Source organism: Delftia sp. CH05 (assembly GCF_009827015.1).
GTDB classification, from domain to species: Bacteria; Pseudomonadota; Gammaproteobacteria; order Burkholderiales; family Burkholderiaceae_C; genus Comamonas; species Comamonas tsuruhatensis.
The window spans coordinates 14,782-24,728 of the sequence record NZ_WUMG01000038.1 but is presented as its reverse complement, the minus strand read 5'-3'; the positions used below and the strand labels follow the sequence as shown (position 1 = coordinate 24,728).

The following is a 9,947-nucleotide window of genomic DNA, read 5'->3' as shown; positions in this document are numbered from 1 at the left end:
ATGTGAAACAAGCCGGACAGGCCGGCTTGCTGCATGGTTCATCGCCGCGAGCGCGGCTTCGATCAGGCCACGCCTTCGGGGACGCCCAGCACCACCACGTCCAGCGCGCTGGCCTTGGCGTTGTCCGCGCCGCCCACGGTCAGGATCAGGTAGGCATCCTTGGGCAGCGTGATGACCGGGTTGGCAGTGGCGTTGCGCAGGCGCGCCGTGGCGGCCAGGTTCACGGCCGCGCCGAAGTAGTCGTCGTCCTGTGGCACGGCCGGCACATCCACGCCGTCGGCATACTCGAAGCCGATCTTGGCGGTGACGGATGCCGTCATGCCAACGGCAATGACAACCAAGCTGTCGATCAGCTTGAAGCCAGCGGGCAGCAGGCCCAGGCGGATCTTTGTGCCCTGAATGGCGGGCGTCAGGATGTCGCCGCCCAAGGCCGCGCCGGCCGCGTTGGTGGCCAGGGTGTAATGCAGGGCGCTCAGGTTGCCCCACGGAGTCGCACCCAGCTGGTTGCTGGAGGACTGCACTTTGGTGATGGTTGCCATGTTGGCCTCCGATGAAATGGTGAAGAACTCAGCGGAGGACAGGCGATCAGCAGACCGCCCGCCCTGGGGCGCGTCAGTTGCGCTCGCCGATGATGCGCACGGCTGTGTCGATGGCCGTGACGCCGTGGTCGGTGTAGTGCTTCTTGCCGTTGCCCTGCGACACCAACCAGCGGATCTTGAAAACGCCCATGATGGCGCCGATCAGCAGTTCCATCTTGTCGCCGTGGTCGAAGTCCTTCTCGCTCCAGAAGAAGGGCATACCGCCGTGCTTGGACTTGCCGAAGGCCTGAGCCAGCGACTGGCCGCCCAGCAGGATCGCGCGGTCCACCGCATGGGTGGTGCCGAACGAGGCGGGGACGGTGCAGGTGCTTTCCGTCTCGGTCTCGTAGGAGGCGCAGTAGCGAACGGTGTCGCCAGCATAGAAGCGGATGGGCTTGGGCATCTTGCAGATCAAGATGCCGTTCCACAGGCCCACTTCGCCGAGGAACAGGGGGTGGTTGTTGGCTTTGGACGCGCGCGCCAGGGCGTTCGCCTGGAACTGGCGGAAGCCAGGGTCCTGGGCAAATGCGTGGTACTGCGCGGGCGAAACCAGCAGCACACGCAGCGGCGAATCCTCGGCCACCTTGTCCTCGGGGATCTTGATGGCGGGCGGCGGCAGTGCGATGGACTCCATCACCGTGCGGATGCTGTCCACCACGTCCATGCCGAGCACGTCAGTGGAGGCAATGTCCAGCTCACCCGCGTTCACCGACACAGTCTTGATGGAGTCGCCATCGGCGATGTAGTGCCGGTTGCGTGTGGGCGCCTTCACTTCGTTAATGGCGAACTCCGCGAAGTCCGGATGGGCGCTGGTCGGCAGACGCCATTCCATGCCGTCTTGAAAGCCGCGCGCGCCCGCCAGGTGGGTCAGCATCAGCTGGTCCTGGTAGCTGTTCATCAGCGACAGCGCAATGGGTCGGCCGATGCGACGGAATTCCACGGGGGAATTCATATCGGTCATCGTGTTGCCCAGGTCCACAGGGAAGCGGACTTGGTTCACGCGCACGCGGCCGTTGTCCAGCTCGATCCCCGTGCCCTTGCCCTCGGCCATGCGGTTGCCCATGATGGGATAGGCGTTGGTGGGCTGCACGAAGTGGAACTCCACCTCGGAGCCGTGGCCGCGCGTCAGGTCCACCGTGCGCACGATGGGCATGTCGGTGGCGGTCTGCTTGCTCAGCACGGCGCTGACGTGAGCCTCGCCCTGGGGGACCGTGCCCACCATGCGGTTCAGCGTCGAATTGCGCTGCATGGACTGAGCGAACAGCCCGGCAGCCTGAACGTATTGGGCATTCGGCGAACCGGTTGCCACATTGGTTTTTCCGGACATATGTCCTCCGTCTTGGGGAGAGGGCTGCCTCATCACGAGGTGGCCCGGGTTTCAAAAAATATTCAGCGATTCACGCCAAGCTGTTCATCAAGGCATCGATCTTTGCCGGTGACATACCGCTCATCACGTTGAGCAGCGCCGCGGGGTTGTTGGCCAGTGCCTGCGCGCGCTCCGCTTCACTGGCACCAGCAGCCGCGCCAGTCAGTTCGGACAAGCTCACCGGCACAGCCTGCTCTGCTTCAGCCTTCGCTTTTGCCACGGCCGCGTCCACGGCATTGGCAGGAGCGACCGGGCTGGCAGCGGGAGCAGTTGCGGGCCGGGCACCCTTGAAGGTGCTGAAAACTTCCACGATCTCGGCAGCGGAACCGTTCTGCAGGACGTTGGCCACGGCCGCGCGCGCGAAAGCAGGCTGGGCATCCACCCACTGCTTGAACTCGGCAGAGTCGGCAATTTCGTCCGCGTCGGCATGCGCCGCATAGATCGCGTTGTCGTGCGCCTGCTGGGCGCTGACCTGTTCACGCTGCTGCAGGGGCTGCATGGCCTGGGCCAGGCGCGCGTCCACCAGTGCTGCTGCACGCTGGTCCACCAGCGCGGCCACGCCCTTGGCTATCCCCTCCTCCGAGAAGTCGCCGAACAGGGCCATGTCCACGCCTTGGGTGGCAGCTGCCTGGGCAATGGCCAGGTTCTTGTCGGCCGAGGTTGGCGCCGCGCCAGCTTGCTCGCGGGCCGCGGCATCCGCCTGGGCCTGAGCGAGGTTGCTTTGCTGACTGCGGGTCAACTGGTCGATCTGAGCCTTCAAGGTGGCGTTCTCGCTCTCCAGCGAATCGCCGCGCGCCTTGAACTGGTCACGCTCTGTACGGGCCTGGGCCAGCTTTTCAAAGGGGATCGTGTAGCTGCCCGACTTGCTGGCAATGGGCGCACCGGCCGGCTCGTCATCCTGAGCGGGCGTCGCGCCTGCAACAGGTGCAGGAGCAGGGGTTGCTGTAACAGCGGTGGCTGCAGCAGGAGCGGCAGAAGGCGCTGCAGCGGCTTGCTCAGCACCAGGGGTGGCAGTTGCGGGAGTAGCAGTGCTCGCGGCGTTGCTGGCTTCGGCGGTCTGGGCCGCGTCCGCGTCCAGATCCAGTTGTCCTGCAAAGGCGGATTCGAGCAGTTGCTCAGGTGACATCGGCATGTAGGTGCTCCACATCCCCGGCTATCCGGCCGGGCCTGTTTGAAGGGGCACGCAGATTCGAGGATCAGGCCGGGGCCGAAGCCCCGACCATCACGCTCTCCAGCTGCGGGAGGTGCCGACCCATCACGGGCAGGCTTCTCGTCTCTGGCTTTCGCCTTCAACGTGGAACACAGTGTCAGGCGACGCGCCCGCCGCATCCAACTCTGGACGGAGTGAGCTACAGGTTATCGGCAGGGGTAGCGGTCTCGATCCCTTGCATGCCGCGCGCCGGCTCCTGCGGAATGGGCGGGTATGCAGGGCTGGTGTTCTCGTGCACCTGAGCGATGTCGCCGGCTGCGCCAGGGCCACCCGACTGCGGAGCGGGGCCGCCGGCCGCCACGTCCGGCACCGGGAAGTCTGGATCGTCGCCACCAGGGTTGGGCTTCTGGTAGCCCGCGCCCTGCATGATGGCGTCGGCAATGGGCGCGATGGCAGGATTCATGGCGACCTGGGCCCCGCCCTGCATCGCCGAGAAGGCGGCCTGCACGCCTACCTGCACAGCGTCGGCCATCACCTTCTTGATCTGGGCATCGGTGAGGCGCTCCTTCATTTCCAGCTCGCGCGCCTTCAGCTCGTGACCTGCCTTCACCAGCGCGGCCTGCACCTCCTGCTGCACACGCTGCTCGATCTGCTCCGGCGTCTGCTGGCCAGTCGCCGCGCGGATGGCCTCCACCACCTGCTTCTTGCGGGGCAGATCCATCAGGTCGATCAGGAATGGCAGCGCGACCACCTGGATATGCTCCGGCAAGGATTTCACCGCCTCGGACAACGAGCTGAGCTGCTGGCCTCGGAAGCTGCTGGTGCTCGGCACGTCCTCCAGAGCGACCTTCATGCGCGTGCGCAGCACATCGTTGGACCGATAGGCCAAGCCTGTGTCGGGGTCCTCTTCGGCCTTGTTCAGCACCACGGTGCGCGGCGGGTTGAGCACATCGCCCTCGATCACGATGGTCTGCTCCTCGTCGCCCATGTCCTCAATGATCAGCGACATCAGCAGTTCGCCGACCATCGTGCGGCCGTCCTTGGTGTTGTCCATCATGTCGGCGATACCGATCTGGGACTGCTCCACCTGGGTGGTTTCCTGCAGGCCGCTGCGCGCAGTGCCTGCCTGGCCCTGCATGGCCGGCGTGACCGGGCTGACGCGGCCCAGAGCGCGCCGGCTGTCATCCATCAACTGCAGGTGCTGGGCGTTGAGCTGGAAATCGCGGTCCACCTCGAATATTCCGCCATCCTTCATATGCTCAGCGTCCAGCACGATGTCGGCGTCCGGGCGCGCTAGCTGCTGGCGGATCTGAGCGCTGGTCATCTCCGTTGCGCCCTTGGTGCGCCGCACCCGCGTCGAGGCCATGCCCCAGCGCAGCTTTGCCATGGTGCTGTTCAGATTGTCTTGCGGGAACAGCATGTCGCGCACCAGGCCGAACGGCATGCCCGTCTGGTCTTCCCGGTAGCCCCAGAACGGCACATATGGGAAATGCTGGTGCGGGTATGGCGTGGGGCCGTCGTGCAGGCAGATGGGACCGATCCAGTAGGACCGGCGCAGCCGCGTGACGGTCTCGCGCGACAGTGTGCCCGCGCCAGAGGCTACGGCCAGGCGGTGCTGCTGGTTGGACTCATCGAACTCCACCACGCGGCCGCCACGCAGGCGCAGCACCAGCGCCGACACCCAGCGCCGGTACCAGAGCTCGCACAGGCTGAGCTCGTCGGTCTCGGATCGGTACCAGGCATGCTCGCGCGGAGTCCAGGCCCGGGACACATCCAGGCCCGGCACCAAGCCCGTGGAATAGCCGCCCTCTCCCAGATAGCCGCCATAGCCGCCAGGGCCGGATGCGGAGTCCGCACGCATGATCAGGTCCCGATACTTGGGGAATGCCGCCGCGACCCGGTCCTTGCGGATGAACCGCTCCCGGAGCAGCCAGTGGGCATCGGACAGGTCATCCTCCTGCGCCCGGATGTCCCACCAGATTTCATTGCGGTGCACATACCGGCAGCGGTAGGGATAGGCAAATGGATCGCTGGCCCGCGCGACCTCCACCCAACCCAGGCCCACGCTCACCTGGGGCTTGAAGGCATCGCTGATCGCGCGATCTGCACGGCTGTGGCGTTCGGCCTGGTTCAGCCGGAAATTGAGCGCATCGGCCACGTCCTGGCCACCCGGGTCTCCGTCGGGCGTCACGCGCCAGTCGGTCCGCGTCTTGGCCTCGTATCCGCACACGGCCGCAATCGCTGGGCCGATGATGTTCTCCTTGGCCGGCGGGATGCCGAAGCGCTTCATGCGCGCGAGCAGTTCGCTGCCCAGTTGGTTGCCGTCGGCATAGTCGGCTTCCATGTCGGCCTGCCGGCGCCACGGCGGCTGCTCCAGGATGTCATCGATGATGCGGGCATATTCCTGCGGCGTAAGCGCCGCGCCCAGGTCTGCTGTGCTTGGGGGGGTTGCATAGTTCATGGCAGTGCCTCACGCGCGCCAGTCCGGCGCATCCTCTTCCTCTTCGGGCTCGGCGCGCGCGCCGTACCCATCGTCTTTGGGGTTGAAGAGCCCGCTTTCCTTTGCCTGCGCCCACTGCCGAAGCGCGTCCGCGCCTTCCGTGCAGCCGTTGGACTTGTCGGGCTCATCGATGAACTTGTTCAGGGCCCGGCTGAATTTCTTGCTGTAGCCGCGCAGCCGCTCCAGGCCGAAGGCACAGGCTTCCCGGTCGAACCAGGCGCCGCGCAGGTGCTTGCGCACCAGGTTGACGCCTGTCTGCAGCTCGGTGATGCGCGGCACCACGGTGAATTTCTGGCCGGGCATGAGGGCCTGCAGCTGCTGCTTGGTGGATCGGTTGGTGTCGCCCAATCGCTTGTGATTCGCGTCGTGCGGCAGGAAGTGCGCGCCGAACACGTAGCCGAGGCCCTGCAGGTGGCGCACGTAGTGCCGCAGGTCTTCCTCGTGCTCTTCGTAGTAGTTGATGAAGCGGTCCTCGCCGCGCAGGGACTGCATAAACCAGATGGCCGTCCCGTCCGCGCGCCCGATGTCCCAGAAGGTGTAGACGGGCATATCCAGCTCTGGCACCGAGGTGATGCCGCCGCGCTTCGTGAGCGCGACCATGGCCTTGGCGTAGTACCGGCCCGCGCTCGACTGCTGGAATGCCTCGGCCGGCGTGGAGGGGTACTCCTGCCACATGCGCTCGGGCGCACCGGGGAAGTCAGCCTCCTGGGTGGCCACATACCAGGCCCGCTGCTCCAGATCGATGTTGCACTGCATCTCGACCTCGACCTGGTCGAAATAGTCGTGCTGCTCGCGCGTGACATGGACCAGGCCCGCGTCCATGCGGTAGTTGGGCTCCTGCCACCATGCGTAGAAGTGGAAGCGGTAGTCGCGCGGGCTTAGCTTCTTGTGCGTGTAGTGCAGGGCCTCCGCACGCTGGGACAGGTGGTAGAACTCGCCGTTGGCGCCTTCGGCCGTACTCTCGATCACCAGGATGCCCGTGGTGGGCACGGCCGGGATGGAGCCGGTCATCACCTCCTTGGCCTTGTGCGGGAAGCGTGCCGAGATCTTGCCCAGCTCGGAGACGTGCAGCCGGTGGATGGTGCCCGAGCGCATGGACGTGGCCACGCGCACGCTGCTGTTGTTGTGGGCAAACAGCAGTTCCACCGCGCTATCGCGCGCCAGGGGGAAGCGGTCGCGGATCTCCTCGGGCAGGTTCTCGTAGGCGTACTTCACCTTGTCCCGGAAGATGGCCTCGGCCGAGTCGCGGTCGTGCGCGATGATGCCGCAGCGCTGATCAGCATTAAAAAGCGCGTGGTCCAGCCACAGGATGGCGATCAGCGTGGTAAACCCCAGCTGCCGCGCCTTCAGGATGATGTTGCGGTGCCAGAGCCGGCTGATGAACCGTTTCTGCGCGCGATTCGGCCGGAAGGGCATGGTGAAGGTGTCGGCCTCTTCCCCGTCCTTAGAGTCGCCCTTGACCATGATCTTGTACAGGCAGCCGGAGAACAGGCGCCATTCGGGATCACGCAAGCACCGCTCCAGCTCCTCGGGCGTGTCGGGGAGCCGGTTCAGGGGAGCACTGTGGACGCGCGCGGCCACAGCCTCAGCCCTCCTCGTCCGTCGGGTCTTGCTTCACCTGCAGCGTGGATCCCGGGCGCGGGCCTGTGCGCTCCGGGTCATCTGCAATGGGCGCGAAGCCGTTGCCGTTCTCCTTGGAGATGCGATGCAGCAGCGCGGCCAGAGGGTCCGACTTCTGCTGGTTGTCCTTCTCGTACAGGCCCAGGTACTTCCACAGCTTCTCGGCAAAGGCCTCCTTGCTGTGCATCAGGACCTGTAGCCCTTCCTTCGTGCGCTTCACGCCGGCATAGAGCTGGACTGCGGCTGGGCTCAGGTAGCGGGTGTCCTTGATGACCTCGCGTGCATATCCATCCCCAACGCATGCAGTGCACTCCGGGTGCGGCGGCCGGTGGGGATTGAAGCCGATGCCGCCTTCTTCATCGAAATCCTCGGGCGCCTTGCCTTCAGCGCGCCATGCTTCGCGGGCATGGTTCATCTCGCTGACGGTGCGCTGGTAGCGGAAGTTCTCCCCCCAGCAATGGCGGCAGCATGCGACCTTGGTCTCGATCAGTTCGCGTGCATCGGCTGTGGCGATCAGCCAGGCCTGCTGCAGCATGGCATCGGCAGTGATCTGCGTGCGCTCCTGCTGCTGCTTTCGGGCTTCCGCAATCGCGACTTGGATGTGAGGTTTTGACAGGTTCTCTGAGGCGATCTGCCGAGCTGTCTTGGCGCTGTAGCCGGCTCGAATCGCCGCTTGGGTTCCATTCAGGTCCACCAGGAATTCATCGATGAACTTCGCTTCCCTCGCGGTCAGCGCCTGGGCGCCCGTGCTCTCGGTGCGGACGGCCTTTTTTGCCGGAGCCTTCTTCAACGCCGGGTTCACCGTGGCGCTCGGAGGCTTCTTGACCGCTGGGCGCTTCGCAGGAACGGCAGAGCCTGCGGCCTTCTTCGCGGCAGCAGGCTTCTTGGGAGCGGCTTTTTTTTGAGGCTCGGACTTGCCGGCAGGACGTTGGGCCATGGCCGGAAGTGTTCCGGCATGACCTAGGGCCGTCGAACCCTAGGCGGGGCGCGCCGCGTGACGCGACACTTTGCGCAATCGTTGCGCATAGAATCACGACATGACAGCAAAACCGCCCTCTGAACACACCGCCGGAGAAATCGCGACTTGGATGGCCCGCAACGGACTGACGCAAACCGCGGCAGCCGAGGCCCTGGGCCTCTCCCGCCGCATGCTCCTATACTACCTGACCGGCGAAAAGCCCGTGCCCCGCACCGTCGCCCTGGCCTGCCTGGGCTGGGAAGTGGAGCGCGCAAACGCGGCTTGAGTGACGTCTGAAAAAAGGCGTTGACTGCGCAATCATTGCGCATTAATATTCTTCCCATGGCAGCAACAAGCGGCCACTGGCTCGGCAGATCCGGGAAGTCTCGGCCGCACAGGTCGAACGCACCAAAGGGAAAAAACCATGTCCTACCTCATCAGCAACGGCCAGATCGTCGCCAAGACCTCCGCCACCCTGGCCAGCGGCCAAAGCGTTGCATTCAGCGGCACCCGCGTGGCCGAGGAAATCAACGCCGGCCGCCAGTGGAACCTGGTCAACGCGCAACGCGCCACCATCGGCAACGGCAAGTCCTGGGATGCAAAGTGGGCCAAGCTGGAAGATGGCCGCATGGCCAGCGAGATAAACCCCGGCGAATTCTTCATTGCCTGACTGCTATAGTGGCGCCATCCAGATAGGCGCCGACTGCCGAGCAGGCAGCTTAGGAAATACCGCAGTGATGGTGCTCCATCAGCGGGCTCCACTCTCTCCACTACCGAACAGGTAGCTTCTCTGCCGCATAGGCAGTACCACTGGAGATTGATGATGCAAACCGAAGACCAGGAATTTGATGCCGAGGTGCGCGCCTTCGTTGCCTCGTTCGGCTGCGTGCAGCGCACCCGCTATGGCCGCTGGTTGGCCTGGCTGGACCCCACGCACGACTTTGTGCGCGAGGGCCTGCAGCCGCCTGGGCAGGTCAACGTCTACCTGCACGGCGAACCCACATGCACCGCCCAAAACAGCTACTGGGACGGCCAGCCGCCCATAGGCTTTGCCCGGGGCAAGCCCCTCTTTGGCGGGCCGCTGGACTTGCGGAAATCCGCCGACCGGGAGCTATGGCGCCAGGCGTGGGCCGCGCGCCCGTATTTCGAGAGCGCGGAATCGGCGCGCCGCAAGATCGAAGAATGGATCTGGGACAACCGCCCCGACATCGTGCGCACGGCAAGGAATGAGGTGCGCGAGGCCATTGCCTACCGCCGCCGCATGAGCTGGAAAGCCCGGGAGCAGGCCCATGCCTGAGTGGCGCATCTACCAGGGCAACACCCTGTATTGCCAAACCGATTGGGCGCCCATGGCCGTGGCTGCCTGGGACCGAGCCGCCCGCGACACCAACAACGACGATGAGCGCCGCGAGGTGGTGCTGGAGAGGGATGGGCAGTTGCTGGAGCGCGTGCTGCCTCGCCGTGCGGGCCACCCTTGGCCCGACAGCAGCACCACCGTGCCAGAGCTGGGGGATGTGGCGGCGGCCATCCTGCAGCTGGCACGCGCTGCAGGCATCGACGCCACTGCGCTGGCCGATCAGATGACGCGCAGAGGCCTTCCCACCGCGCGCAGCCGCCTGGACCGCATCCGCACAATCTCGCGCGACAACAGCGCGCACACATCAAGCGCCGAGTTGATGGCCATGTGCTATGCGGCCGTGGGAATTTTGCGCAACAACGAAAAAGGGGATTGACTGCGCAATCATTGCGCAATAGTATTGAACCCATGGCAGCAC

The 9,947-nt window shown here is 65.2% G+C and carries 10 protein-coding genes; 4 read left to right on the top strand and 6 right to left on the bottom strand.

The window, feature by feature from the left end; translation table 11 throughout:
* Positions 1–62: 62 nt before the first annotated feature.
* The 6 genes from GRX31_RS22965 to GRX31_RS22940 all read right to left on the bottom strand — a co-directional run bounded on the left by GRX31_RS22965 (position 63) and on the right by GRX31_RS22940 (position 8,151).
* Positions 63–539: a hypothetical protein gene (locus tag GRX31_RS22965; RefSeq protein WP_160855017.1), complete on the bottom strand. Its 477-nt coding sequence runs from the start codon at positions 537–539 to the stop codon at positions 63–65.
* A gap of 73 nt (positions 540–612) precedes the next feature.
* Positions 613–1,905 (bottom strand): phage capsid family protein, encoded by a 1,293-nt coding sequence (locus GRX31_RS22960; protein ID WP_126313000.1) that lies wholly within the window; start codon positions 1,903–1,905, stop codon positions 613–615.
* A 70-nt stretch (positions 1,906–1,975) separates the two neighbouring features.
* Positions 1,976–3,076 (bottom strand): hypothetical protein, encoded by a 1,101-nt coding sequence (locus GRX31_RS22955; RefSeq protein ID WP_202396688.1) that lies wholly within the window; start codon positions 3,074–3,076, stop codon positions 1,976–1,978.
* Positions 3,077–3,293: 217 nt separating this feature from the next.
* Positions 3,294–5,555 (bottom strand): portal protein, encoded by a 2,262-nt coding sequence (locus GRX31_RS22950; protein WP_160855013.1) that lies wholly within the window; start codon positions 5,553–5,555, stop codon positions 3,294–3,296.
* Between the two features lie 9 nt (positions 5,556–5,564).
* Positions 5,565–7,175, bottom strand: a complete 1,611-nt coding sequence (locus tag GRX31_RS22945; RefSeq protein ID WP_160855011.1) for a terminase — start codon at positions 7,173–7,175, stop codon at positions 5,565–5,567.
* A 4-nt stretch (positions 7,176–7,179) separates the two neighbouring features.
* On the bottom strand, positions 7,180–8,151 hold the full coding sequence (locus GRX31_RS22940; RefSeq protein ID WP_202396687.1) for a terminase small subunit: 972 nt from the start codon (positions 8,149–8,151) through the stop codon (positions 7,180–7,182).
* 100 nt (positions 8,152–8,251) lie between these two features.
* Between GRX31_RS22940 and GRX31_RS30640 the strand changes: the two genes are divergently transcribed.
* The 4 genes from GRX31_RS30640 to GRX31_RS22925 all read left to right on the top strand — a co-directional run bounded on the left by GRX31_RS30640 (position 8,252) and on the right by GRX31_RS22925 (position 9,905).
* Positions 8,252–8,458, top strand: a complete 207-nt coding sequence (locus GRX31_RS30640) for a helix-turn-helix domain-containing protein (RefSeq protein WP_202396694.1) — start codon at positions 8,252–8,254, stop codon at positions 8,456–8,458.
* Positions 8,459–8,596: 138 nt separating this feature from the next.
* The gene (locus GRX31_RS22935) at positions 8,597–8,842 is read left to right on the top strand and encodes a hypothetical protein (RefSeq protein ID WP_160855009.1); all 246 of its coding nucleotides are present in this window, start codon (positions 8,597–8,599) and stop codon (positions 8,840–8,842) included.
* A 153-nt stretch (positions 8,843–8,995) separates the two neighbouring features.
* A complete protein-coding gene (locus GRX31_RS22930; RefSeq protein ID WP_160855007.1) occupies positions 8,996–9,469 on the top strand; it encodes a hypothetical protein in 474 nt (157 codons plus the stop codon).
* Positions 9,462–9,905: a hypothetical protein gene (locus GRX31_RS22925; protein ID WP_160855005.1), complete on the top strand. Its 444-nt coding sequence runs from the start codon at positions 9,462–9,464 to the stop codon at positions 9,903–9,905. The genes GRX31_RS22930 and GRX31_RS22925 overlap by 8 nt, the downstream gene beginning before the upstream one ends.
* Positions 9,906–9,947 lie beyond the last annotated feature (42 nt).

Bases quoted from the DNA above. Each gene is read 5' to 3' on its own strand.
- GRX31_RS22965 (WP_160855017.1), bottom strand. From the start codon at position 539: ATGGCAACCATCACCAAAGTGCAGTCCTCCAGCAACCAGCTGGGTGCG.
- GRX31_RS22960 (WP_126313000.1), bottom strand. From the start codon at position 1,905: ATGTCCGGAAAAACCAATGTGGCAACCGGTTCGCCGAATGCCCAATAC.
- GRX31_RS22955 (WP_202396688.1), bottom strand. From the start codon at position 3,076: ATGCCGATGTCACCTGAGCAACTGCTCGAATCCGCCTTTGCAGGACAA.
- GRX31_RS22950 (WP_160855013.1), bottom strand. From the start codon at position 5,555: ATGAACTATGCAACCCCCCCAAGCACAGCAGACCTGGGCGCGGCGCTT.
- GRX31_RS22940 (WP_202396687.1), bottom strand. From the start codon at position 8,151: ATGGCCCAACGTCCTGCCGGCAAGTCCGAGCCTCAAAAAAAAGCCGCT.
- GRX31_RS30640 (WP_202396694.1), top strand. From the start codon at position 8,252: ATGACAGCAAAACCGCCCTCTGAACACACCGCCGGAGAAATCGCGACT.
- GRX31_RS22935 (WP_160855009.1), top strand. From the start codon at position 8,597: ATGTCCTACCTCATCAGCAACGGCCAGATCGTCGCCAAGACCTCCGCC.
- GRX31_RS22930 (WP_160855007.1), top strand. From the start codon at position 8,996: ATGCAAACCGAAGACCAGGAATTTGATGCCGAGGTGCGCGCCTTCGTT.
- GRX31_RS22925 (WP_160855005.1), top strand. From the start codon at position 9,462: ATGCCTGAGTGGCGCATCTACCAGGGCAACACCCTGTATTGCCAAACC.